This is a genomic window from Knoellia koreensis, assembly GCF_013041615.1.
Lineage (GTDB): Bacteria > Actinomycetota > Actinomycetes > Actinomycetales > Dermatophilaceae > Pedococcus > Pedococcus koreensis.
Map to the genome: position 1 here is coordinate 644,391 of NZ_JABEPQ010000001.1, position 23,493 is coordinate 667,883.

Annotated in this window: 28 protein-coding genes and 1 tRNA gene; 6 read left to right on the forward strand and 23 right to left on the reverse strand. The window is 71.4% G+C overall.

Annotation, left to right across the window (positions count from 1 at the left end; translation table 11 throughout):
- Nucleotides 1-62 precede the first annotated feature (62 nt).
- The 8 genes from HJG52_RS03190 to clsA form a co-directional block, all read right to left on the reverse strand.
- Entirely contained in the window at nucleotides 63-560 is a 498-nt protein-coding gene (locus HJG52_RS03190; protein ID WP_171242089.1) for a bifunctional nuclease domain-containing protein, read from the reverse strand.
- A gap of 42 nt (nucleotides 561-602) precedes the next feature.
- Nucleotides 603-1,304: a transcriptional regulator FtsR gene (gene ftsR, locus HJG52_RS03195; RefSeq protein ID WP_171242090.1), complete on the reverse strand. Its 702-nt coding sequence runs from the start codon at nucleotides 1,302-1,304 to the stop codon at nucleotides 603-605.
- Between the two features lie 36 nt (nucleotides 1,305-1,340).
- Complete coding sequence (locus HJG52_RS03200) at nucleotides 1,341-1,820, reverse strand: FHA domain-containing protein (protein ID WP_430413321.1); 480 nt, start codon at nucleotides 1,818-1,820, stop codon at nucleotides 1,341-1,343.
- Between the two features lie 111 nt (nucleotides 1,821-1,931).
- Nucleotides 1,932-2,321, reverse strand: coding sequence for a glycine cleavage system protein GcvH (gene gcvH / locus HJG52_RS03205; RefSeq protein WP_171242091.1), 390 nt, complete (start codon nucleotides 2,319-2,321; stop codon nucleotides 1,932-1,934).
- Nucleotides 2,322-2,358: 37 nt separating this feature from the next.
- Nucleotides 2,359-3,180, reverse strand: coding sequence for a DUF881 domain-containing protein (locus HJG52_RS03210; RefSeq protein ID WP_171242092.1), 822 nt, complete (start codon nucleotides 3,178-3,180; stop codon nucleotides 2,359-2,361).
- A 3-nt stretch (nucleotides 3,181-3,183) separates the two neighbouring features.
- Nucleotides 3,184-3,516 carry a DUF1290 domain-containing protein gene (locus HJG52_RS03215; protein ID WP_171242093.1) on the reverse strand — a complete coding sequence of 111 codons (333 nt, stop codon included), beginning with the start codon at nucleotides 3,514-3,516 and terminating at the stop codon, nucleotides 3,184-3,186.
- Nucleotides 3,513-4,427, reverse strand: a complete 915-nt coding sequence (locus HJG52_RS03220; protein ID WP_171242094.1) for a DUF881 domain-containing protein — start codon at nucleotides 4,425-4,427, stop codon at nucleotides 3,513-3,515. The genes HJG52_RS03215 and HJG52_RS03220 overlap by 4 nt, the downstream gene beginning before the upstream one ends.
- 4 nt (nucleotides 4,428-4,431) lie before the next feature.
- Nucleotides 4,432-5,049 carry a cardiolipin synthase ClsA gene (clsA, locus tag HJG52_RS03225; protein WP_346767541.1) on the reverse strand — a complete coding sequence of 206 codons (618 nt, stop codon included), beginning with the start codon at nucleotides 5,047-5,049 and terminating at the stop codon, nucleotides 4,432-4,434.
- A 63-nt stretch (nucleotides 5,050-5,112) separates the two neighbouring features.
- On the opposite strand from clsA, the gene HJG52_RS03230 reads away from it, so the two are divergent.
- Nucleotides 5,113-6,273, forward strand: coding sequence for a MalY/PatB family protein (locus HJG52_RS03230; protein WP_171242095.1), 1,161 nt, complete (start codon nucleotides 5,113-5,115; stop codon nucleotides 6,271-6,273).
- A 78-nt stretch (nucleotides 6,274-6,351) separates the two neighbouring features.
- Entirely contained in the window at nucleotides 6,352-7,113 is a 762-nt protein-coding gene (locus HJG52_RS03235; RefSeq protein ID WP_171242096.1) for a class I SAM-dependent methyltransferase, read from the forward strand.
- On the opposite strand, the gene HJG52_RS03240 is transcribed toward HJG52_RS03235, so the two are convergent.
- Together HJG52_RS03240 and HJG52_RS03245 are read right to left on the reverse strand one after the other, a co-directional pair.
- The gene (locus HJG52_RS03240; RefSeq protein ID WP_171242097.1) at nucleotides 7,051-7,353 is read right to left on the reverse strand and encodes a hypothetical protein; all 303 of its coding nucleotides are present in this window, start codon (nucleotides 7,351-7,353) and stop codon (nucleotides 7,051-7,053) included. The two genes, HJG52_RS03235 and HJG52_RS03240, sit on opposite strands and share 63 nt — an antisense overlap.
- Before the next feature lie 40 nt (nucleotides 7,354-7,393).
- The gene (locus tag HJG52_RS03245) at nucleotides 7,394-8,062 is read right to left on the reverse strand and encodes a Type 1 glutamine amidotransferase-like domain-containing protein (protein ID WP_171242098.1); all 669 of its coding nucleotides are present in this window, start codon (nucleotides 8,060-8,062) and stop codon (nucleotides 7,394-7,396) included.
- A gap of 82 nt (nucleotides 8,063-8,144) precedes the next feature.
- Here HJG52_RS03245 and HJG52_RS03250 point away from each other — a divergent pair, with 82 nt between their 5' ends.
- On the forward strand, nucleotides 8,145-8,621 hold the full coding sequence (locus HJG52_RS03250) for an NUDIX hydrolase (protein ID WP_171242099.1): 477 nt from the start codon (nucleotides 8,145-8,147) through the stop codon (nucleotides 8,619-8,621).
- Between the two features lie 88 nt (nucleotides 8,622-8,709).
- On the opposite strand, the gene HJG52_RS03255 is transcribed toward HJG52_RS03250, so the two are convergent.
- The 11 genes from HJG52_RS03255 to xerD form a co-directional block, all read right to left on the reverse strand.
- A tRNA-Pro gene (locus HJG52_RS03255) sits at nucleotides 8,710-8,783 on the reverse strand.
- Between the two features lie 93 nt (nucleotides 8,784-8,876).
- Nucleotides 8,877-10,334 carry a ribosome biogenesis GTPase Der gene (der, locus tag HJG52_RS03260; RefSeq protein WP_171242100.1) on the reverse strand — a complete coding sequence of 486 codons (1,458 nt, stop codon included), beginning with the start codon at nucleotides 10,332-10,334 and terminating at the stop codon, nucleotides 8,877-8,879.
- Nucleotides 10,335-10,450: 116 nt separating this feature from the next.
- Nucleotides 10,451-11,125 carry a 1-acyl-sn-glycerol-3-phosphate acyltransferase gene (locus HJG52_RS03265; RefSeq protein ID WP_171242101.1) on the reverse strand — a complete coding sequence of 225 codons (675 nt, stop codon included), beginning with the start codon at nucleotides 11,123-11,125 and terminating at the stop codon, nucleotides 10,451-10,453.
- Nucleotides 11,122-11,826, reverse strand: coding sequence for a (d)CMP kinase (gene cmk / locus HJG52_RS03270; RefSeq protein ID WP_171242102.1), 705 nt, complete (start codon nucleotides 11,824-11,826; stop codon nucleotides 11,122-11,124). Before cmk ends, HJG52_RS03265 begins: the two co-directional genes overlap by 4 nt.
- 11 nt (nucleotides 11,827-11,837) lie before the next feature.
- A complete protein-coding gene (locus HJG52_RS03275) occupies nucleotides 11,838-12,347 on the reverse strand; it encodes a DUF1648 domain-containing protein (protein ID WP_171242103.1) in 510 nt (169 codons plus the stop codon).
- Nucleotides 12,344-13,435 (reverse strand): prephenate dehydrogenase, encoded by a 1,092-nt coding sequence (locus HJG52_RS03280; RefSeq protein ID WP_171242104.1) that lies wholly within the window; start codon nucleotides 13,433-13,435, stop codon nucleotides 12,344-12,346. The genes HJG52_RS03275 and HJG52_RS03280 overlap by 4 nt, the downstream gene beginning before the upstream one ends.
- Before the next feature lie 22 nt (nucleotides 13,436-13,457).
- Entirely contained in the window at nucleotides 13,458-14,354 is an 897-nt protein-coding gene (locus HJG52_RS03285) for a pseudouridine synthase (RefSeq protein ID WP_171242105.1), read from the reverse strand.
- A complete protein-coding gene (gene scpB, locus HJG52_RS03290) occupies nucleotides 14,351-14,989 on the reverse strand; it encodes an SMC-Scp complex subunit ScpB (RefSeq protein WP_171242106.1) in 639 nt (212 codons plus the stop codon). The genes HJG52_RS03285 and scpB overlap by 4 nt, the downstream gene beginning before the upstream one ends.
- Nucleotides 14,982-15,884: a segregation/condensation protein A gene (locus HJG52_RS03295; RefSeq protein ID WP_171242107.1), complete on the reverse strand. Its 903-nt coding sequence runs from the start codon at nucleotides 15,882-15,884 to the stop codon at nucleotides 14,982-14,984. The genes scpB and HJG52_RS03295 overlap by 8 nt, the downstream gene beginning before the upstream one ends.
- 5 nt (nucleotides 15,885-15,889) lie before the next feature.
- Nucleotides 15,890-16,822: a ParA family protein gene (locus tag HJG52_RS03300; RefSeq protein ID WP_430413322.1), complete on the reverse strand. Its 933-nt coding sequence runs from the start codon at nucleotides 16,820-16,822 to the stop codon at nucleotides 15,890-15,892.
- Between the two features lie 106 nt (nucleotides 16,823-16,928).
- Nucleotides 16,929-17,858 (reverse strand): site-specific tyrosine recombinase XerD, encoded by a 930-nt coding sequence (gene xerD, locus HJG52_RS03305; protein ID WP_346767542.1) that lies wholly within the window; start codon nucleotides 17,856-17,858, stop codon nucleotides 16,929-16,931.
- 18 nt (nucleotides 17,859-17,876) lie between these two features.
- Between xerD and HJG52_RS03310 the strand changes: the two genes are divergently transcribed.
- Nucleotides 17,877-18,491, forward strand: a complete 615-nt coding sequence (locus HJG52_RS03310; protein ID WP_171242108.1) for a hypothetical protein — start codon at nucleotides 17,877-17,879, stop codon at nucleotides 18,489-18,491.
- Here the strand turns inward: HJG52_RS03310 and hisS are convergent.
- On the reverse strand, nucleotides 18,451-19,809 hold the full coding sequence (gene hisS / locus HJG52_RS03315) for a histidine--tRNA ligase (protein ID WP_430413332.1): 1,359 nt from the start codon (nucleotides 19,807-19,809) through the stop codon (nucleotides 18,451-18,453). The genes HJG52_RS03310 and hisS overlap by 41 nt on opposite strands.
- Nucleotides 19,797-20,498 (reverse strand): MBL fold metallo-hydrolase, encoded by a 702-nt coding sequence (locus HJG52_RS03320; RefSeq protein ID WP_171242110.1) that lies wholly within the window; start codon nucleotides 20,496-20,498, stop codon nucleotides 19,797-19,799. Before HJG52_RS03320 ends, hisS begins: the two co-directional genes overlap by 13 nt.
- 45 nt (nucleotides 20,499-20,543) lie before the next feature.
- Between HJG52_RS03320 and HJG52_RS03325 the strand changes: the two genes are divergently transcribed.
- The gene (locus tag HJG52_RS03325; RefSeq protein ID WP_171242111.1) at nucleotides 20,544-22,595 is read left to right on the forward strand and encodes a penicillin acylase family protein; all 2,052 of its coding nucleotides are present in this window, start codon (nucleotides 20,544-20,546) and stop codon (nucleotides 22,593-22,595) included.
- A 76-nt stretch (nucleotides 22,596-22,671) separates the two neighbouring features.
- On the forward strand, nucleotides 22,672-23,493 hold the full coding sequence (locus HJG52_RS03330; RefSeq protein WP_171242112.1) for a peptidylprolyl isomerase: 822 nt from the start codon (nucleotides 22,672-22,674) through the stop codon (nucleotides 23,491-23,493).

Consider the following 23,493-nt stretch of genomic DNA (forward strand, 5'->3'; position numbering starts at 1 on the left):
GTCGCGCCCCGGACGCCAACCGTCAATCTTTAGTTGAGGGTAAGGATCTTGTGCTGGCGAGCTCAGCCCTCGGGACCGCTTTCGCCCGGTTTGGTCTCGAAGTCCTCGGCGGAGACGTGGTCGAGGAACTCCTTGAACCGCTCCACCTCGTCCTCGGGGTCCTCCTCCCCCGACATCGCCACCCCGGCCTCCTCGAGCAGCGACTCACCGGTGACGATCGTCGTGCCGGTACGCAACGCCAGCGCGATCGCGTCGGAGGACCGGGACGAGATCTCGGTGGTGCCGTCGAGGACCAGTGCGGCGTGGAAGACGCCGTCCTTGAGCTCGACGATGCGCACCTCGGTCAGCCGGTGGCCCAGCCCCTCGATGACGTTCTTGAGCAGGTCGTGCGTGAGCGGGCGCGGCGGCTCGATGCCCTGCTGGGCATAGGCGATCGCGGTCGCCTCCGCGGCGCCGATCCAGATCGGCAGGTAGCGGTCGCCGTCACGCTCCCGCAACAGCACGATCGGGTGGTTGGTCGGCATCTCGACCCGCACTCCGAGGACATCAAGCACCTTCACCCCGCCACGGTACCTCGCATCCGGGGCCATGGCGCAGGCGGATCAGGCTCGTCCGAGGCCGTCCTTGACCAGGGCCGTGTGCAGCGCGATGCACAGGCGCAGCACCTCGACGGTCGGGTCGTCCCCACCCGCGCCCTTGCCGCCCCGGGCACGACCGCGGTGTGGTGAGACGACCTGCTGCACGAGCCCGATCTCGCGGTCGGCAGCCGTGCGGAACGGGCGCAGGTGACGCGGTTCCACGCCGTATGCCGCGAGGGCACCGGCGGCGGTCGCGACGCGCAGGGCGGACTCGTCGTAGTGGCCGGAGTCGTCGGCCCGCACGAGGCCGAACGTCTCGAGCTCGCGCAGCACCTGCTCGTCCAGCCCGCTGGCACCGGCCAGCTCCTGGGCGGTGAGCCGCAACGAGTCCCCGGCCACCAGCTCGGCAGCCTCGGGCACGTCCGGGTCGGGAACGACCGCGGGGACTGCCGGCCGCGGCATACCCCCGTCGTCGGCGCGCGCGGGCGTGAGGCCACGGTCCATCGCGTCGAGGGCCTCACGGATCACCTTGAGCGGCCAGAAGTGGTCACGCTGCGCGCTGAGGATGTAGCGGAGGCGTTCGACGTCGGCGGCCGAGTAGGTGCGGTAGCCCGACGCGGTGCGGGCCGGGGTCAGCAGGCCCTCGGCCTCGAGGAAGCGGATCTTGGAGATCGAGACGTCCGGGAAGTCGTCCTGCACGGCGGCGAGAACGGCGCCGATCGTCATCGACGAACGGCTGGAGCGTGCGGCCACGTGCGCGGGTCAGGCCTTGCCGGCGTAGAAGACGAGCCGGAACTTGCCGATCTGGACCTCGTCACCGGTCTGCAGCGTCGCCTGGTCGATCCGCTCACGGTTGACGTAGGTGCCGTTGAGCGAGCCGACGTCGCGGACCACGAAGGTGTCGCCCTCGCGGCGGAACGTCGCGTGCTTGCGCGAGACGGTCACGTCGTCGAGGAAGATGTCGCTGTCGGGGTGACGACCGGAGTTGACCTCGTCGTCGTCGAGCAGGAACCGCGCCCCTGTGTTGGGACCGCGCAGGACCACCAGCAGGGCGGTGCCGGGGCGCAGGGCGTCGACGGTGGCCTGGTCGGCCTTGCTCAGGGCGAGGTCGGGCTCGGCGCTGGTGTCGACCTGCTCGAGGTCGTTGATGCCCGGCAGCCGCATCGTCGTCGGCTCGGGCTGGCGCGGCGCCTGCTCCGGCTGCTGCGCAGCGTTCTCTGCCGGGTTCTCGTTGCCACTCATGGCTCGTGCCTCCTCGTCCTGCCTTCGTCGCCCACGTCTAGCAAAGCACACACCCTAGGCGACGCCTCCGACAGTGCGCAGGCGATTACCCGGGGTGCGTGCCGGCCGTGCTCAGCCGAGCTGGGCCCGGTATGCCGTGACGTCCAGGAGCCCCTCGAGGGAGCCGGTGTCGCCCGGGCGCAGCTCGTACATCCAGCCCTCGCCGTAGGGGTCGGTGTTGACCAGCTCGGGCGTGGACTCGAGGGCGGAGTTGACCGCGGTCACCTCGCCGTCGAGCGGGGCGTACAGGTCACTGACCGACTTGGTGGACTCGACCTCGCCACAGGAGTCACCGGAGGAGACCGTGTCGCCGACGGCGGGGAGGCTGACGTAGACGACGTCGCCGAGCGAGTCCTGGGCGAAGGAGGTGATGCCGATGCGGACCACCCCGTCGTCGCCCTCGCGCACCCACTCGTGCTCGGCGGTGTAGCGCAGGTCCTCGGGGTACTCCAGCTCGCTCATCGTGCTCCTCGGTCAGTGGGTCGCGTCGACGCGGCCCCTAGTTGGACCGCGCCGGAACGGGGCGAGCGTAACGAGCCTCTTCGACGCTGTGCAACGCGGTGATCTCGACCGTCTCCGACTGCCTGGTCGTGGAGTTCGCGCCGTCGCGGCGGATGGACTCGGTGACACCGCCGGGGATGTCCATCGCCGAGGCCATCGTGGCGCTGTCGCCGATGGCGCGGATCGTGTACGGCGCGCTGATCCGCCGGCCGGAGACCTCGATGCCGCCGTCCACGTCGTCGAACCAGGTGTCGGCCACGACGCGGACGTCGTTGATCTGCACGGCTTCCGCACCGGCGTCGCGCAGCTCCTGCAGGGCGTCCAGCAGCCGGGCGCCGGTCACCTTGTTGTCCGGGTCGGTGATGGTGATGACGATGCCGGGACCCTTCGCCGGGCTCGTGCCGGTGAGTATGCCGAGGGTGTCGGCCCGCTCCTGCGCGGCCTTGAGCGCCTCGGCGCTGGTGTCGGCGCCGGACAGGAGTCGGTCGCGGGTGATCTCCAGGGCGCGGGTGTCGGTCGTCAGGCGGTCCTGCTCCTGGCTCACGTCGTCGAGGATCCGCACCAGCTCGTCCTCGCGCAGCTGGTCCAGGCCGCTGTTGTTGGTCTGCTGCACCTGGGTGGCGATCGCGAAGCCCAGCCCGATCGCGAGCAGCGCCGCGAACGCGTTGGCCCGGGTCGCCCGCGGGCGCGACATGCGCAGCAGCCGCTGCCAGGCGGGGATGCCCTCGACGGAGGGCTGCTTCTGGCGTGGCTCGTCCTGGCGTGGCTCGTCCGGACGTGGCTCGTCCGGGCCGGGTCCTGGTGGCGTCGTGGCTGCCATGGCTCAGGCCTTGAACAGGTGGCGGCGGATGGAGGCGACGTTGGAGAAGATGCGCACGCCGAGGACGACGACGACGCCGGTCGACAGCTGCGACCCCACGCCTAGCTGGTCGCCGAGGAACACGATGAACGCCGCCACCACCACGTTGGCGAGGAACGACACGACGAACACCTTGTCGTTGAAGATGCCGTCGAGCACGGCCCGCACCGCCCCGAACACCGCGTCGAGCGCGGCGATCACGGCGATCGGCAGGTACGGCTGCAGGGCCACCGGGACGTCGGGGCCCCACACGAGGCCGATCACGACGCCGCCGATGAGGCCGATGAGGGGTATCACGGTGTCTCCGGGGTGGTCGGGGTGCGGTTGCTGGGTACCGTCGCGTTGGTGAGCGTCAGGGACGTCGCGGCGGGCAGCTTGAGGTCCTTGGCGGTCTCCATGGAAACACGGACGCCGTAGTTGTCCTTCAGGGCTCGCGCGTAGGCACCGGCGCTGGTGCCGGCGAACTCCGCCTCCAGGTTGGTGCTGTCACCGATCGCGCTGATCGTGTACGGCCGGGTCAGCGGCCGGTAGTTCACGAGGATGGCCTCGCCCGCGAACCGGATGGCCGAGCGCGATGTCAGCCGTTGCCCGTTGATCGCGATCGCCTCCGCGCCGGCCTCCCAGAGCCCGTTGACGATGACCTGGACGTCCTTGGCCACGACCTTGCCGTCGTCCTGGGTGGGGTTGGTGCGCGGGTTCCCGTCGGCGCTGTTGTCGCCGCCGTCGGCGTCGTCGAGGGTGAGTCGTATGCCGGGTCCGGTCACCTCCGTGCCCCCGGCCGCGAGGTCGAGCGTCGACAGCTTGTCCTTCAGGTCGGACGTGCCCGAGCCGAGTGCTGCCGCCTGGAGCTGGGTGACCTGGGTCTGCAGGGCCCGCAGGTTCGCCTCCTGCTTGTCCGCGGCCGCCCGGCGTGACTCGATCCGCGTGACCAGGTCGGTGCGCGCCTGGGCGACGTTCTTCGACGGCGCCCGCAGCTGCACCGCACCCAGGGTCAGCAGGAGTCCGACCACCAGCATCGCGGCCACCACGACGGGGGTGCGCACGCCCGTGCTCGCGGGGAGGCCGGCGGCCTCGCGACGCTGCGCCGCGGCGGCATACCCGGGGTCCAAGGGGCGCTCCATCATCGAGGTGAGGAGCGTCATCGACTCGTCGACCCGGCGACCCGGGCGGGTCGAGGGGGTCGGGGCGGAGCGGTGCGAGGTGGGCACGACGTCAGCCCCTCACCGGCGCCGCACGGTGGGCGGCCACGACCTGGCGGGCCTGGACGATGTACATCACGCCGGCGACCCAGTAGAGGACGGTGCCCCACCACGCGAAGGCCCACCCGATCGGCTGGGCCCACTGCGCGAACGAGCTCGTGCCGTCGCCGAGCAGCAGCAGCGGGAAGGCGTAGAGCAGGTTGAAGGTGGCGGCCTTGCCGACGAAGTGGACCGGGAGCCCGACCTGGCCGTAGCGCCGGATGACCGCGAGGACCACCGCCAGCAGCAGCTCGCGCCCGACCAGCAGGGCCACGAGCCACCACGGGATGATCTCGCGCCAGGCCAGGCCGAAGAGCGTGGTGGCGATGTAGAGCCGGTCGGCGAGCGGGTCGAGCAGCTCCCCCACCCGCGACACCAGGCCGAACCGGCGCGCGATCTTGCCGTCGAGGTAGTCGCTGACGCCCGAGGCCATCAGCGTCAGCAGCGCGATGACGTCGTGCTCGGTGAGGATCGCCCAGAGGAAGACGGGCACACCCACGAGCCGCAGGAACGACAGGACGTTGGGGATGGTGAGGATGCGATCCGTCGTCGGTCCGCGGTCGCTGACAGCCCGGTCCGCGCGTTCCACCACGTCAGCAGCCTAACGGCCCGACCCGGGCGCGGATCGGCAGGCCGCGCCCGTAGGGTCGCTGCCATGGACAACCCCCTCCTCGGTCCTGGGCTGGAACGGTTGCGGGAACGGCGCAGCGTCAAGTGGCGGGCCTACGACCCGGACGTGCTGCCCCTGTGGGTCGCCGAGATGGATGTCGTGCCCGCCCCGGCGGTCCAGCGGGCGGTGCGGGACGCGGTCGAGGCCGGAGACACCGGTTACCCGTGGGCGCCGGACTTCTTCGAGGCGCTGGCGTCGTTCGCCAAGGAGCGGTGGGACTGGTCGCCCTCCCCCGCCGCGATGTCCCTGGTGCCCGACGTGATGCTGGGCGTGGTGGAGGTGCTGCGGCTGTTCACCGACCCGGGTGGGCCGGTCGTGGTCAACTCCCCCGTCTACCCGCCGTACTTCCAGTTCGTGACGAGCATGGGCCGCCGGGTGGTCGAGGCGCCGCTGGGTCCTGATGGACGGCTGGACCCGGCCAACTTGGAGCGGGCGTTCGGTGCGGCGACCGCGGACGGTGAGCGGGCGGCATACCTGCTGTGCTCCCCCCAGAACCCGACGGGGACGGTGCACACCGCGGCCGAGCTCACCGCCGCGTTCGAGCTGGCGGAGAGGTATGCCGTCCGGGTCGTCGTCGACGAGATCCACGCGCCGCTCGTGCCTGCCGGGGCGACCTTCACTCCGGCGGTCGCGCTCGGCGCCGGCTCGCGTGTGGTGAGCGTGCTGTCGGCGTCGAAGGCGTTCAACCTGGCCGGACTGAAGGCAGCCATCGCGGTCGCCGGACCCGAGGCGGTGGCGGACCTGCGTCAGGTGCCCGAGGAGGTCACGCACGGCGCCAGCCACCTTGGCGTCATTGCCCAGTCGGCGGCATACCGGGAGGGCGGCGAGTGGCTCGACGCCCTGCTGGTGGGACTGGACGAGAACCGTCGGCTGCTGGAAACCATTGTGGCACAACGTCTTCCGGACGTGGCGTACCGGCCGCCGGAGGCGACCTTCCTCGCGTGGCTCGACTTCACGGGCATCCCCGAGCTGGGCGACGACCCTGCGGCGGTGCTGCTGGAGCACGGTCGGGTCGCGCTGCACTCGGGACCGGCGTTCGGGTTCGGCGGGCCGGGGCACGCACGGCTCAACTTCGGCACGTCACCGGACATCCTGGGCGAGGCGGTCGACCGGATCGCCACCGGCATCGCCGCGGTCAGGGGCTGACCGACAGGGTGTACACCGCGGCTCGCAGGGCATGCCGCGTGGTTGACGGGGCGCCTGCGGAGGCGGACTCTGCGAGTCATGGGATTCGTGGTGGCGGCGGAGTCGTACGACCGGTTCATGGGGCGGTTCTCCGAGCAGCTCGCCGTGGTGCTCGCCGACGCGGTGGGAGTGTCACGTGGGCAGCGGGTGATCGACGTCGGCTGCGGACCCGGGGCGATGACCGCGGTGCTGGTCGAACGGCTCGGGCCGGATCACGTTGCGGCAGTGGACCCGTCGCCGCCGTTCGTAGCGGCGGTCAGGGAACGGTTCCCCGGGGTCGACGTGCAGGAGGGTGGCGCGGAGGAGCTGCGCTTCGACGACGACACCTTCGACCTGGCGGTGGCCGAGCTGGTGGTGCAGTTCATGACCGACCCGGTGCAAGGTGTGCGCGAGATGGGACGGGTGGTTCGCCCCGGCGGTGTCGTCGCGGCCTGCGTCTGGGACCACGGTGGTGGGACAGGGCCGCTGTCGCCGTTCTGGAAGGTCGTGCATCAGCTCGACTCGGAGGTAACCGGTGAGCGCGGTCAGGTCGGCACGAACCGCGGCGAGCTCGGCCGGGTGTTCCGGGACGCCGGCCTGCAGGATGTGGCCGAGAGCTCGCTCGAGGTGAGCTCGCGGTTCGAGACCTTCGAGGAGTGGTGGGAGCCGTACACGCTCGGTGTCGGCCCCTGTGGCGCCTATGTCGAATCGCTCGACGACGCCGGACGTCGCCGGCTCGAGGCTGCCTGCCGTGAAGCGCTACCCGACGCGCCCTTCACCATCACGGCCAAGGCCTGGTTCGCCACCGGCCGCCCCGCCTGAGCGGCGCAGGCCCGCGTGGTAGCCGACCGCGGCGGCGACCACCACCAGTCCGAGCACCGCGATGACCCAGCCCGCGAGCTCGCGGTCGGTGACGAAGCGCACGACCGAACCGGACATCCGCTTGTCGGACGAGTAGGCGAACCATCCGCCCTGAGCGTCGGCCTGCAGCGCGATGGCGACGCCGGTGACCAGGACCGCGGCGCCGGTCAGCACGGGGATCAGCCAGCTGCGCTTCCACATGCCGTTCACGGTAGCCAGCGAGTCCGCGTTCGGCCTGTTGTCAGGCTCGAGCGTCGAGGCGGTGCCATCGTCCTTCGGAGACCACCTCGGCACCGGCGTCGGTGACCTTGATGGCGGTCTGGTCGTCCATGGCGTAGCACGGGCCGTCGATGGTGGCAGCCCACTTCTCTGCTTCCTCCATCGTGTTGGTGGGAAAGACGTCGAGGTGCGGGAAGATCGAGAACTCGACCAGACCGAGGGTGCGGTCGTCGGGTGCGTCCGGCCATTCCACGAACGCGTCCCCGATCCGCGGCGTCATCACCATGCTGCCGGCGCTGACACCCACCCAGACGGTGTCGGGCAGGGACGGGAACACGTCGACCAGCCCAGACTCGCGCACCCAGTGGGCCAGGTAGGTGGCGTCGCCGCCATCGACGAGCAGTACGTCGGTCTCCCTGACCCAAGGCTCCCACCGGTCGCGTCCGATGGTCGGCAGCGCACTCAGCTCCAGTGTGCCAAGGGACTTCCACCCCAGCGTGGCCATGCCACCCCACGGCGGAAGCCCGGTGACGAAGCCGCGCACCGACGTTGGCCCGCACATGGGGTGACCCCACTGGGCAGTCGGGACGAGCAGTGCGCTCGACTCCTCGATCGGCTTTCCCAGCAGGTCAGCCAAGGCTGCCCGGATGCTGTCGTTGGTGACGCCGCCGGACGTGAGCAGGAGCCGCATGCAGAAACCTCCATCGATGTCGGACACCACACTGACCCGGCCACCGTCCCAAACTCATCGGGCCACCCCTAGCATTCGCCGAATGGTCAGTCGCGAAATCGGCTACATCGAGGGATTGCGCCGGCACGTCGGCCACGCACCAGTGATCATGGCCTGCGCCGGCTGTGCGGTGATGGACGACTCCGGCCGCGTCCTGCTGCAGCGCCGGGGCGATGCTGAACAGACCTGGGGGCTGCCCGGGGGTGCGATGGAGCTGGGCGAAACCCTTGAACAGACGGCGGTTCGCGAGACGCGAGAGGAGACCGGCCTCGACGTTCGCCCGCAGGAGCTGCTCGGTGTCTACACCGGGCCGCTGCACACCTACGCCAACGGCGATGTCGTCCAGTCCGTCGTCGTGATGCTCATCGCCACCCAGGTGGGTGGCAGCCTGTCGGTTGACGGTTCGGAAACGGTGCAGCTCGATTGGTTCGACCTGGATGAGCTGCCCAGTCCCCTCTTCGGCCCACACCAACCCATGCTCGGGGACCTGAAGGACGGACGCCGCGGCCGCTGGGTCTGAGCTGCTTGCCTCCTGGCCGCCAGCCTCGCGCAACGCCCGACAACGACGAAGGCCGGAACCGCTTCGCGGTTTCCGGCCCTTCGTCGAGTCGGGCTGACAGGATTTGAACCTGCGACCCCTTGACCCCCAGTCAAGTGCGCTACCAAGCTGCGCCACAGCCCGTGGCTTTCCCCACCAACCCGAGGGCCCGGCGGAGCGAACGAAACATTAGCGCACGGCATACCCACGCTTGAAATCGGTATGCCGTGCGCCGACTCACTTGCGGCGGCGCTTCTCGCGCACGCGGACCGACACCTCGATGGGCGTGCCCTCGAAGCCGAACTCCTCGCGCAGCTTGCGCTCGAGGAAGCGCCGGTAGCCGGCCTCGATGAACCCCGACGCGAACACCACGAACCGCGGCGGCCGCGTCGAGGCCTGCGTGGCAAAGAGGATCCGGGGCTGCTTGCCACCGCGCACCGGGTGCGGGTGGGCGGCCACGATCTCGCCGAGGAAGGCGTTGAGCCGCCCGGTCGGGATGCGCTGGTCCCACGAGTCGAGCGACTTCTCCAACGCGGGGACGAGCTTGTCGACGGCCCGACCGGTCTTGGCGGAGATGTTGACCCGCGGCGCCCATGGCACCTGCACGAGCTCGCGCTCGATCTCGCGCTCGAGGTAGTAGCGACGCTCCTCGTCGAGGGTGTCCCACTTGTTGTAGGCGATGACGAGGGCGCGGCCGGAGTCGATGACCTGCTGCACGACGCGGATGTCCTGCTCGGCGATCGACTCGCCGGCGTCGATGAGCACGACCGCGACCTCGGCCTTCTCCAGCGCGGTCTGGGTGCGCAGCGATGCGTAGAAGTCGGCACCGCGCGTCTGGTGCACCCGCCGCCGGATGCCGGCCGTGTCGACGAACCGCCAGGTCTTGCCGCCGAGCTCGATGTACTCGTCCACCGGGTCACGCGTGGTGCCGGCGACGTTGTCGACGACGACCCGCTCCGAGCCGGCCAGCTTGTTGAGCAGCGAGGACTTGCCGACGTTGGGGCGCCCGATCAGCGCCACCCGGCGCGGCCCCCCGCGCTGGTAGGCGCCGCCCACCGACGACACGTCCGGCAGCACCTCGAGCAGCGCGTCGAGGGCGTCACCGCTCCCCCGGCCGTGCAGCGCGGAGACCGGCCACGGCTGGCCCAGCCCGAGGTTCCACAGCGACGCAGCGTCGGCCTCCGTGCGCTCGTCGTCGACCTTGTTGGCGACGAGCACGACGGGTTTGCCCGACTTGCGCAGCAGCTTGACCACGGCCTCGTCGTCGTCGGTTGCGCCGACGGTGGCGTCGACCACGAACATCACGACATCGGCCAGCTCGACCGCGATCTCGGCCTGCTCGGCGACGCGCAGGTGGATACCGGTGGCGTCGACCTCCCAGCCGCCGGTGTCGACGAGGGTGAACTCGCGGCCCGACCACTCGGCGTCGTACGCCACCCGGTCGCGGGTCACGCCGGGCACGTCCTCGACGACAGCCTCGCGCCGACCCAGGATGCGGTTGACGAGGGTGGACTTGCCGACGTTGGGGCGGCCGATGACGGCGACGACCGGTCGCGGCCCGTCCTCGAAGCCCGGCCCCTTCCCCTCCGCCGCCTCCTCGAGGAGCGCACGGTCCTCGTCGCTGAGGTCGAAGTCCTCCAGGCCGGCGCGCAGGGCGCGCTCGACCGCGGAGTCGTCGGTCTGGTGCTCGGTCACGGGGGCCTCGAAACGTTTGGTGTGAGTGGGTGGTGCCGACCACGACTTGCAGGTATGCCGCGTGGCCGGCACACATTGTCGCGCACTGTGGCGGGTGCGACCGACCGGCTCGGCACTCAGCCGTCGTCCTCGGGGAGAAACACCTGGTGCCGTTGCTGCGATTCCCGCACGTGCTCGGCCAGCGCGACCCGGACCTGCTCGGTGGCTGCAGCCAGCCGTTCCCGACCGCTGGCCCCGGGAGCGGCCACCAGGTCGAGCGGCGCGCCGAACTCCACGACCATGCGGCTGCGCAGCCGAGGCAGCGAGCCCTTGCTGGCCCCGGTCGCCCGCGTGCCGAGGAAGGCGACCGGCACGACCCGCGCCCCACCCTGCTGGGCGAGCCAGGCGGCCCCCTGCTGGACGGCTGCGACGTCGCCGCGCCCGCGCGTGCCCTCGGGGAAGATGCCGACGGCTCCCCCGGCCTGCAGCACCGAGACGGCCGCCATGAGGGCCGCGCGGTCACCGGCGCCGCGGGTCACCGGGATGTGGCCGATGAAGGTCAGGAACCGGCCGAGCAGCCCCTTGAACATCTCCCGCTTGATGAGCACGGCGGTGGGTCGCGGCGCGAGCCCGGGCAGCATGGGTCCGTCGAGGAACCCGACGTGGTTGGCCACGAACACCACCGGCCCGGTGCGCGGCACGCGGTCCCGCCCGATCACCGCCACCCGGTAGAGCGCGTGGAACAGCGGCCAGCCCACGACCATGTTGATCCGTGCCCGCCACGCCGGCGTGGGCGCAGCGACATCGCTCACGCGGGGACCTTGTCCGGCGCGACTCGCCGCACCACGTCGAGCAACGCCTGGACGCTCTGCTCGAAGTCGAGGTCGGAGGTGTCGACCAGGGTCACGCCCTCCGCGGCCTCGGTGAACTCCGACACCGTCGAGTCGTCGGCGTCACGCCGCACGATCTGGTCGCGGGTGGCTTCCACCGCGTCGTCGTGGTCGGCGCCGTGCAGCTCCTTGGAGCGGCGCCGCAGCCGCGCCTCGACACTCGCCGTGAGCAGCACCCGCACGTCCGCGTCGGGTGCGACGACCGTCGTGATGTCGCGGCCCTCGGCGACGACGCCCCCCGTGCGCCCGGCGATCTCGGCGATGAGGTCCCGTTGCAGCTGCTGGAGCACCGGCCGGACGGAAGTGTTCGTCGCGACCTTCGACACCACCTCGGAGACGCGGGTGGTGCGGATGTCCTCCTCGATCTCGCGACCGCTCACCCGCACGCTCGGGGTGCTCGGGTCCGTGCCCATCTCCAACGGGATGTCACGCGCAGCCTGCGCCACCGCGTCGCGGTCCTCGAGGTCGACCCCCTCCTCCAGGCACCACCAGGTCACGGCGCGGTACATCGCGCCCGTGTCGAGGTAGCCGACGCCGAGCGCATGGGCGGCTGCCCGGGAGACGCTGGACTTCCCCGAGCCGGAGGGGCCGTCGACGGCGATCACCAGGTGCTCTGAACTCATGGCGGAGCAGCCTAACGGTGACCCACGCCCGCCGGGGGACGCCACCGCCCCAGCACCATCCACGCGGCATACCCCACCACCGCCACCAGGCTGGCGAGCATGACGACGACCGACCACGCAGGCAGCCGGGAGTCGGCCGCCCTGCTGGCCACCAGCATCGTCGGCGGGATCGAGCAGAGGAGCACGAAGACGATGGCTCCGAGGACGTAGAGGTCGCGCCGCAGCATCGCCCGCGCCTGCGGCAGCCGTTCCGGCGTCGTCCAGTAGTCCTTGTGCGGCAGGTTCACCCACGGGGACGTGAGCGACAACCGGCCCGCGAGGAACCCGAAGATGGCCACCATCAGGACCCCCAGCAGGACGAGCATCGCGAGCGACTCCCAGCGACTGCCCCAGCGGTCGGCGACGCCAGAACCGCTCCAGTGCTGCGGCACGCGCGTCGGCATCGCCAGGAACGTGCCGACGACCAGGACCGCATAGACCACCACGAGGGCCCAGAACACCCGCGCTGCAACGCTTCTCACCCGTGCAGTCTCCAACCCCGGGCCTGCAGCTCCTCCCCCAGCCGCTCGGCGACGGACGGGAGCACGGAGACCTCGGCGAGCCCGAACGGCTGGCCGAGGCCGTGCTCGAGGTGCAGGTCCTCGAGGTTGACGCCGGCGTCGCCGACGTCGTGGAGCAGCCGGGCGAGCTCGCCCGGTTCGTCGGGGACCAGGACCGTGACGACGGTGTATGCCGTGGGCGCGGCACCGTGCTTGCCCGGGATCCGCGCATGGCCGGCGTTGCCGTGGGACACGATGCGGGCGAGGACCTCGCGGGCACCGATGCCGTCACCGTCGGCGAGCGTGTCGAGGGCAGCGATCACCTCCGCGAGCTCGTCACGCATCTCGGCCAGGACGGTGCGCACCGCCGGTGCGTTGCCGGCCAAGATCTGGGTCCACAGCTGCGGGTCACTGGCCGCGATCCGCGTGACATCACGAATTCCCTGTCCCGACAACGAAACTGCGGGGTCGGTGAGGTCGCGAAGGCGGCTGGCGACGAGGGAGGACGCGAGCTGCGGAACGTGCGAGACCACCGCGACGGCGGCGTCGTGCTCGGCCGGGCTCATCGTCGACACCGTGCCCCCGGCGGCTCGTGCGAGCTCCTGGACGACCGCGACGGCCTCGGGCGAGGAGTCCTCGTGCGGCACGACGACCCACGCCCGGCCGTCGAACAGGTCACCACGCGCGGCGACCGCGCCGGAACGCTCGCGACCGGCCATCGGGTGCGAGCCGGCATACCGGCTCAGGTCTGCGCCACGGGACCGGACGTCCTCGAGCACCGCGACCTTGACCGACGCGACATCGGTCACGACCGCGCGCGGCCACGCGGCCAGCTCGTCGGCGACGACGCCCCCCGCCACGTCGGGCGGTGCGGCGACGACCACGACATCGGGCTCGCCAGCGTCTGGGTCACCTTGCGCCGCAACGGAACCCGCACCGAGGTCACGTGCCAACGCGACGGCGGTCGGCGACGGGTCACTCAGCGACACGGCATACCCGGCCCGGCTCAGGGCGATGCCCAGGCTCGTGCCGATGAGGCCGGTGCCGACGATGCGTACGCGGGTGGTCACGCCCGAAGGCTATCGAGCGACCTCACAGGCCCGCGGACGAGTAGAGCTCGCCGACCTCCTTGGACGTGAGCTTGCGCATCTTGCCGGGCTTGGTGTCGCCGAGCCGGATCGGCCCGACCTGGGTGCGGACGAGCGACAGCACCGGGTGCCCCACGGCGTCGAGCAGCCGGCGCACGATGTGCTTGCGCCCCTCGTGGAGCACCACCTCGACCAGCGCCTTGCCCGGTTGGGAGTCCACGACACGGAACGAGTCGACCGACGCCGGACCGTCCTCGAGCTGCACGCCCTCGCGCAGCCGCTTGCCGAGGTCGCGCGGCAGCGGGCCGGGCACCTGGGCGAGGTAGGTCTTGAGGACGCCGTACTGCGGGTGCTGGAGCCGGTGGGCGAGGTCGCCGTCGTTGGTGAGCAGCAGCAGGCCCTCGGTGTCGGCGTCGAGCCGGCCGACGTGGAACAGCCGCTGCTCTCGGTTGCCGACGTAGTCGCCGATGTTGATGCGGCCCAGCTCGTCGCTCATCGTCGTGACGACCCCGAGCGGCTTGTTGAACGCGAAGTAGAGGCGCGACTCGTCCAGCTGCACCCGGACGCCGTCGACGTGGACGACCTGGTCGGGGCGGATGCGCACCCCCAGCTCGGTCACGACCTGCCCGTCGACCTCGACCCGGCCGTCGGCGATGAGGTTCTCGCACACGCGCCGCGACCCGACTCCCGCTGCGGCGAGCAGCTTCTGGAGGCGTATGCCGTCGGGGTCGTGCACGTCGATGTCCGGCTTGGGTGCCTCTCGCGGCGTGCGGGTGGGCTGGCTGCGCTTGGTCGTGCCGGAGCCGCCGCGCTGGGGCCGGGCCGGCTTGCCCGAGCGGGCTGCCGTGGGCCGGGCCGGGCGGCGGGGCTGGCCGTTGCCGCGGTTCTTCGGGGGTGTCATCCGCGTCCCTGTTCTGCGATCTCGTCGAGCACGTCGACCTCGGGCAGGTATGGCGCCAGGGCCGGCAGCTCGTCCAGCGACTGGAGCCCGAGGCGCTGGAGGAAGTAGTCGGTGGTGCCGTAGAGGACCGCGCCGCCCTCACCCTCGGCGCCCAGCTCCTCGATCAGCCCACGGGTGAGCAGGGTGCGCACCACGCCGTCGACGTTGACGCCGCGCACAGCGCTGACCCGCGACCGCGAGATCGGCTGGCGGTAGGCGATGACGGCGAGCGTCTCCAGCGACGCCTGGGTGAGCTTGGCCTGCTGGCCGTCGAGGAGGAACTTCTCCACCACCGGCGCGTAGTCGCTGCGGCTGTACACGCGCCAGCCACCCGCGACCTGGCGCAGGGTGAAGCCGCGCTGCTGCGCGGCATACTCCTCCTCCAGCTCGGCCAGGTGACCCCGCACGTCCTCGACCGGCAGCTCGAGCGCCGACGCCAGGGCCACGTCGGTGACCGGCTCGTCGACGACCATGAGCACCGCCTCGATGGCCGAACGCGCACCACCGGGGAACTCGCCCACGTCGAAGGCGATCTGTTCCTCCGGCACCACCTCGTCGGGGGCGGTCTCCTCGACCTGCGCCTGGGGCTCACTCATCGTCGGTGTTCTCCTGTGTGTCGCTGGCGTCGCCCTCGTCGAACTCGTCGCTGACCTCGATGTCGCCGTCGTCCGTGCCGGTCCAGCGCACGGTCAGCTCACCGAGCGCCTCGGCCTGCTCGAAGGCGATCGCCGCCTCGCGGAACAGCTCGAGCAGTGCGAGGAACCGCGCGACGATCACGAGCGTGTTGTCGGCGTCGGCCACGAGCGAGCGGAACGACGTGACCCGCTCCCGCCGCAGCCGCTGCCCGATGATGCCGGCCTGCTCGCGGACGCTGACCTGCGGGGCGTGCAGGTGGTCCAGACCGACCGACGGCGGCACCTTCGGCGTCATCGCCTTGGCCGCGATCATCGCCAGCTGCTCGGGCGTGATGCCCATGACCAGCTCGGGCAGCAGCTTGGCGAACTGCGGCTCGATCCCGGCCTGCCGCGCGGTCATCCGCCCGATCGTGGTCATCCGCTCACCGAAGTTGAACGCGATGTCCTTGAACGCGCGGTACTGCAGCAGCCGGGCGAACAGCAGGTCGCGCGCCTCGATGAGGGCGAGGTCCTCCTCGTCCTGCGGCCCGGTCTGCGGCAGCAGTCGGGACGCCTTGAGGTCGAGCAGGGTGGCGGCGATGAGCAGGAACTCCGAGGCCTGGGAGAGGTCCCAGTCGGTGTCTGCCGCCTGCGCGGCCTTGATGTGGGCGATGAACTCGTCGGTCACCTTGGCCAGGGCGATCTCGGTGATGTCGAGCTTGTGCTTGCTGATGAGGCCGAGCAGCAACTCGAACGGCCCCGAGAACACGTCGAGGTGCACCTCGAACGGGGTCGACGAACCGCGCCGGGTGATGACGCCTCCCGGCGTGATCGTGGGTGCGGACTCCTCGGGCACCTCGGCAGCCACCTCGGTCACGGCGGTCAGGCCGCACCGCCCCGCGCGATGAGCTCGCGGGCGAGCTGGCGGTATGCCGCGGCACCGCTGTGCGAGGACTCGTAGGTCGTGATCGGCTCGGCTGCGAGGGACGCGTCGGGGAACTTGACCGTGCGGCTGATGACGGTGTGGAACACCTGGTCACCGAAGTGGTCGACCACGCTCGCGACGACCTCGCGCGAGTGGTTGGTGCGGGAGTCGAACATCGTCGCGAGGATGCCGTCGATCTGAAGCCGCGGGTTGAGCCGGTCGGTGATCTTGTTGATCGTGTCGATGAGCAGCGCCACACCGCGCATCGCGAAGTACTCGGTCTCGAGCGGGATCACGACGCCGTGGGCGGCCGTGAGCGCGTTGACGGTGAGCAGGCCGAGCGACGGCTGGCAGTCGATGAGGATGACGTCGTAGTCGTCGAGCACGGGCCGCAGCACCCGGGCGAGGATCTGCTCGCGGGCGACCTCGCCGACGAGCTGCACCTCCGCGGCCGACAGGTCGATGTTGGCCGGCACGACGTCGAGGCCGTCGATGGTGGTGTGCTGGATGACGTCGCGCACGTCGTGGCCCCGCTCGACGAGCAGGTTGTAGATGGTCACGTCGAGCTCGTTGGCGCGCACACCCAGCCCCACGGACAGGGCGCCCTGCGGGTCGAAGTCGATGAGCAGCACCTTGCGGCCCACCTCGGCGAGCGCGGCGCCCAGGTTGATGGTGGTCGTGGTCTTGCCGACGCCACCCTTCTGGTTGCACATGGCGATGATGCGGGCCGGGCCGTGGCTGGCGAGCTTCGCCGGCTCGGGGAAGTCGGGCAGCGGCCGACCGGTGGGCCCGATCTGGCCGGCTCCGGCGCCCTCGGTGCCGGGCAGGTGGTCACTGCTCGACGACGCGGCGTCCGCGGGGACCTCCGACGGGATCGGGGTCGTGGTCACCTCAGGGTCCACTGTCGTTTCACTCCCGGTGCGCTGGCGTTCGTCGGTCAGCCTCTCGCTGATCGCACCGACCCTATCAGCGTGATTCGCCCGGTTCGCGCTCTGCTCAGCGGGCGCGCGGGTGGGCCTGCGCATAGACCTCGCGGAGCCGTTGGACGGTCACGAGCGTGTAGATCTGGGTGGTCGTCACCGAGGCGTGCCCGAGCAGCTCCTGGACGACGCGGACGTCGGCGCCGCCCTCGAGCAGGTGGGTGGCGAACGAGTGCCGCAGCGTGTGCGGCGACAGGTGACCGGCGAGCCCGGCCCGGTCGGCCGCCTGCCGCAGCGCCGCCCACGCCGACTGGCGCGACAGGCGGTTCCCCCGCTGGTTGAGGAACACCGCGGGCGTCCCCTTGCCCCCGGTCGACAGGGCCGGACGCCCACGCACGAGGTAGGCGGACAGCGCCGCCGCGGCATACGAGCCCAGCGGGACGATGCGCTCCTTGCGCCCCTTGCCGAAGAGCCGCACGACCCCCTCGTCGGTGTCGATGTCGTCGAGGTCGAGGCCGACGGCCTCGCTGATGCGCGCCCCGCAGCCGTAGAGGACCTCGAGCAGGGCGCGGTCACGCAGCGAGACCGGCGTGTCGCCGAGGCTGGCGGCGTCGAGGAGGCGCTCCACCTCGTCGATGCCGATCGCCTTGGGCAGGCGCGAGGGCGGCTTGGGTGGGCTGACCGAGGCGGCCGGGTCGGTGCCCACCTCACCCTCGAGCGCGAGGAACTTGTGGAAGCCGCGCACCGCGACGAGGGTGCGGGCTGCCGACGACGCCGCGAGCGGCGGGTGGTCTGCGCTGCCCTCGCGCAGCGCCGCGAGGAAGTCGGTGACGTGGGCTTCGGTGACGTCGCCCGGGTCGCTCACGCCACGACCGGACAGGTATGCCGTGTAGCGGGCGAGGTCGCGCCGGTAGGACTTGAGGGTGTTGTCGCTGGCGCCGCGCTCGACCTGGAGGTGGCCGAGCCAGTCCTGCACGGCCCGGTGGAGCGCGGTCGTGGCAGGCACGGTGGGAGTGTAGGCGCCATGAAGCTCTACGCAGACCTGCCGGGCCGCCGCACCATGCAGATCCTCGCCGACGTCGCCATGGTGGCGTGGGTGTGCCTCTGGGCCTGGGTGGGCCGCCTGGTCCACGACACGACGATGGAGCTGGCCGCGCCGGGGCGGAAGCTGCAGAGCGCGGGCACGGGGTTCCGCGACCAGATGACCAGTGCGGGTGACCGGGTGAGCGACGTCCCCCTGGTCGGCGACAAGATCGCCGGACCGTTCCGCACCGCCGGTGGGGCCGGGACGACGATCGAGCAAGCGGGCACCGACCTCGTCGACTCGGTCACCAAGCTCGCGAACCTGCTCGGCTGGGTCACCGCCCTCGTGCCGATCGTCATCGTCGGGCTGGTGTGGCTGCTGCTGCGGGGCCGGTTCGTGCGACGGGCCAGCGCGGCTCAGCGCTTCATCGACGCAGCGGCCGACCTCGACCTCTTCGCGTTGCGGGCCATGGCGCGTCAGCCGATGCGCAAGATCGCCGACGTCTCCGACGACCCCACCGGCGCGTGGCGACGCGGCGACCCCGCCGTCATCCGGGCCCTGGCCCTGCTGGAGCTCAAGGACTCGGGTCTGCGCCCGCCGTCACCTGCGGCCTGAGGTCCTCGGCGGGCGGCTGCCACGTCGATGCGTCGGCGTCGTCTTGCTGGCCCGAGCGGATGTCCTTGACCTGGTCGCCCCCGGACTCGGCCGCACCCGGGAACCAGACGTACGGGATCCCACGCCGCTCGGCATACCGGATCTGCTTGCCGAACTTGGCCGGCTTGGGTGCGACCTCGCACGGTATGCCGCGCTGCCGCAGCGCCGTGGCGATGCCCACCGAGGTGGGGCGTGACTCCTCGTCGTTGACGGCGACCAGGACGGCCGCCGGGGTCGAGCGCGAGGCGGTGACCAGCCCCTTGGACAGCAGCAGCCCGAGCAGGCGCGAGACACCGATCGAGATGCCGACCCCGGGGTAGGTCGTCTTCCCGTCCGAGGCGAGCGAGTCGTAGCGCCCGCCGGAGCAGAACGAGCCCCACGACTCGTAGCCGGCGAGCTGGGTCTCGTAGACGGTGCCGGTGTAGTAGTCGAGGCCCCGGGCGATCTTGAGGTCCGCGACCATGGCGCCGGGCGCGTTGTCCATGCCCGCGCGGATCACGGCGGCGAGCGCGTCGAGCCCCTCGTCGAGCGTGGGGTGCGAGACCCCGAGCGCCCGCACCTGCTCGACGAAGGACAGGTCGGCAGAACGGATCCCGGCCAGCGCGAGGCACTGCTGCGCCTGCTCGGGCGTGCACCCGGCGGCGACGAGCTGCTCGGCCACCTTGTCCGGGCCGATCTTGTCGAGCTTGTCGACGATGCGCAGCGTGCCGGCCACGTCCTCGATGCCGATGCCGCGGTAGAAGCCCTCGGGGATCTTGCGGTTGTTGACCTGGATCACCATCGGCGGGATCGGCAGCTTGCGGAAGACCTCGGCGATGACCAGCGGCATCTCGGCCTCGAAGTGCGGCGCCAGCTCGCCCACGTCGACGACGTCGATGTCGGCCTGGGTGAACTCGCGGTAGCGGCCCTCCTGCGGCCGCTCGCCGCGCCACACCTTCTGGATCTGGTAGCGGCGGAACGGGAACGACAGGTGCCCGGCGTTCTCGAGCACGTAGCGCGCGAACGGCACGGTGAGGTCGAAGTGCAACCCCAGCTCGGAGTCCGCAGCCGCCGTCGCCTCGTCGGCCGCGAGCCGCCGGATGCCGTAGATCTCCTTGTCCGCGTCGCCGCCCTTGCCGAGCAGCCGCTCGACGGGCTCGACCGCCCGCGTCTCGATCGAGGGGTACCCGTGCAGCTCGAACGTCTCGCGGATGACGTCGAGGAAGTGCTGTTCGACGATGCGCTGGGACGGGAGGTACTCGGGGAAACCGCTGATCGGGCTGATCTTCACGCGGTCAATCCTTGCAGGTAGGGGTTGGTCGCCCGCTCACGGTCCATCGTCGTCGCCGGCCCGTGCCCTGGCAGCACGAGCGTCGTGTCCGGCAGGGGCAGGACGACGTCGCGCAGCGAGCGCTGCATCGCCGCGTCGCTGCCACCGGGCAGGTCGGTGCGGCCGATGGCGCCGGCGAACAGCACGTCGCCGGAGATCACGGTCGAGTCCACGTCGACCTGGTCGGACACGCCGTCCGGCACGGACGGCATACGGAAGAGCACCGAGCCCTCGGTGTGCCCGGGCGCGTGCAGCACCTCCACGTCGAGGCCGGCGAGCGAGAGCCGCTCGTGGTCACGGACGTCGACGACGTGCTCGGGCTCCTTCCACGTCGCCTTGCGCCCGAACTGCTGCTCCACCATGGCCAGCAGCGGCGGGCTGATGAGGGCCAGGGGGTCCTTGAGGCGATAGGCGTCGTCCGCGTGGATGTATGCCGCGGTGTCGCCTCCGCAGACGGGCGTCACCGAGTAGACGTGGTCGAGGTGGCCGTGGGTCAGCAGGACCGCAGCCGGGCGCAGGCGGTGCTCGGTGAGCAGTTCGCGCAGGGTCTCTTCCACACCGATGCCCGGGTCGACGATGAGGCACTCCTCGCCCACTGCCGGGGCGATGACGTAGCAGTTGGCGTCGATGACCTGGCCGGGGAACGCGAACGTCAGCACCCTCGCGACTCTAGCCAGCCACCTGGTGGGTTAGCGTCACCGACCATGACCGGTCCGACGGTGGTCCGCGACCCTTGGGGCGTCCCGCAGCTGTGGGCGCCCGACGTCATCACCCTGTCCCGGCTGCACGGTTGGGTCACCGCGCTCGACCGGGCCTGGCAGCTCACGACGCTGCGCTGGCGCAGCGAGGGCCGGATGGCGCAGCACCTCGGCCACAACTGGGTGTCGGCCGACGTGTTCGCCCGGCAGGCGCGGCTCGAGGACACGGCCCGCCGCGCGCACGAGCGGCTCGACGACGAGACCAGGGCCTGGGTCACGGCCTACGCGGACGGGGTGACGGCGGGGCTCGCAGAGGCAACGGCGCAGACCCCCGAGCTGGCCGCGCTCGAGGTCGAGCCGGAGCCATGGCAGCCGTGGACGCCACTGTCGACGCTGCTGCTGCAGCACGTGCTGTTCGGCAGCCTGCCGGCCAAGCTGTGGCGCGACCACGTGCGCCGGGTGAGCCCTGCCGCCCGCCAGCTGCTCGACGCCGCACCCGGCAGCGGCGACGGCGACGGGCCCGCCGGCGGCAGCAACGCCTGGGCCGTCGCGGGCGTCCGCTCCGCCACGGGGCTGCCGATGGTCGCCGGAGACCCGCATCGCACCATCGAGCTGCCCGGCGTCTACCAGCAGGTGCGGCTCGCCTGTCCCGACTTCGATGTGGTCGGCTTCGCCTTCGCCGGGGTGCCGGGTGTGCCGCACTTCGGCCACGCCGGACCCGTTGCCTGGGGCATCACCAACGCGATGGCCGACTGCCACGACGTGTATGTCGAGGACCTGCGCCGCAGTAACCACGGGCTCGAGGCCCGTGGTCCGGATGGCTGGGCACCTGCCGACACCCGGATCGAGACGGTGACGGTCGCGGGCGGCGTGCCCGTCACCGTCGAGATCGTCGAGACCGCGCGGGGCTGCGTCGTGGTCGGCGGCCCCGACGAGGACCGCGCGCTCTCGGTGCGCATGGCCCCGCGCGTGCTGCTCGACACCGGCATCGCCTCCGCCCTCGCGCTGCTGCGCGCCCGGTCGACGCAGGACGTCGAGGCCGCCTGGGCGGGCTGGGTCGAACCCGTCAACGCCGTCCTCACCGCCGATGACACCGGACGGGTCGTCGAGCTCACGGCAGGCCGGGTTCCGTTGCGGCACAACGACAACCGCGAAGGTCCCGTGCCAGCGTGGGAGCCGGGGCACGAGTGGACCGGCTGGGCGGAACACGGTCGGGCGCCCGTGGACGACGTCGCCGTCCACGCCAACCACTCCTCCGCGCTGACCTCGCCACACGGTCGTGACTTCGCCTCGGACGCGCGGGTCGACCGCATCGCCGACCTCCTGGCCGGGAAGGCGACGTTCGACGTCGACGACCACCGCGGCATACACATGGACACGTTCCACTCCCCCGCCCCCCGCCTCCTCGCGCGCACCCGGCACCTCGCCGGGCTCTCCCCCGCTGCCGAAGGCCTGCGGGAGGAGCTGCTCGCCTGGGACGCGCGGATGGATGCCGACAGCGTGCAGGCGGGCAGGTATGCCGCGTGGCGGGCCGCCGTGCTCCGTGACCTCTGCGCCCATCCGCTCCTGGCCCCTTTGGTGGCGGGTGACCTGCCTACGGTCTTCGCGCCGTGGATGTCCGTGGGCTCCCGGGTGCTGCAGCGGCTCGAGGCGCTCCTCGACGACCCGCCAGCGGGCTTCGACGTGGAAGCCGCACTGGCGGCGGGGCTCGAGGCAGCCGCGGCCCACGAGGGCACCTGGGGTGAGCGGCACCGGCTGGCCGCGGTGGTGGTCGTGGCGCCCGGCGAGCCCCCAGCCGAGCACGTCAGCGTCTCCGGCGACCGCGACTGCGTCCTCGCGACGTCGTCGCTGCCTGATGCCGACGACGTCGCGGTCCAGGGGCCGGCGGCGCGGTACGTGTGGGACCTGTCGGACCGGTCCCGCAGCCGGTGGGTCGTGCCACACGGCGCCGTGGGCCGCACCGGCGACCCGCACCAGCTCGACCAGCAACCGCTGTGGCTCGCCGGTGAGCTGGTGCCGGTGCCGGACGACCGGCTGGGTCCAAGGCGCCCTGCCTAGACTGTCGCCCACGACGGCCGCCCTCGACGGGCGACCACACGGCATACCCACTTGCCATCGACGATCGGGAGCACTGGTGACCAAGGAGCAGGAGCGGGCACGCGCACGCCGACGGGCGGAAAGGCTCGACGCGAAAATCGCCGCCAAGCAGGCCGAGGCAGCACGCAACAAGCAGGTCGCCGCCGTGGTGGCCGCCGTGCTCGTGGTCGTCGCGGCCTTCGTCGTCATCGCCACGAAGATGTCCGGCGACGACAGCCCCACCCCCGCCGCGGGAGGCACCACCTCGAGCCAGCCGACGCCCTCGGCGACCACCGCCGCCGTCGCGGGCTGCAAGCCCGCCCCGGCCGTCCCCGGCACCAAGGCCCAGCTGAAGCTGCCCGACAAGAAGACCGCGGCAGGCAAGACCTACAACGCCGTCGTCAGCACCAACTGTGGCGACATCACCCTCGAGCTCGACGGCGCCAAGGCACCGCAGACGGTGGCGTCGTTCGTGCAGCTGGCCCGGCAGAACTACTTCAAGGACTCGCCCTGCCACCGGCTGACCACCTCCGGCATCTTCGTGCTCCAGTGCGGCGACCCGGCGGGCGGCACCGGCCAGGGCCCCGGCTACAGCTTCGGCATCGAGAACGCGCCCAAGGACGGCACCTACCCGACCGGCACCCTGGCCATGGCGCGCACGCAGGACCCGAACTCCAATGCCGACCAGTTCTTCATCGTCTACAAGGACACCAAGCTGCCCACCGAGGGCGGTGGCTACTCCATCTTCGGCAAGGTCACCAAGGGTTTGGATATTGTCGAGAAGATCGCCGCAGCAGGTGCGGCTGGTGGTGCCGGTGACGGCGCCCCCAACGCACCCATCAGCATCCTCACGGTTGCTGTGACCGAGAAGAAGGCCTGA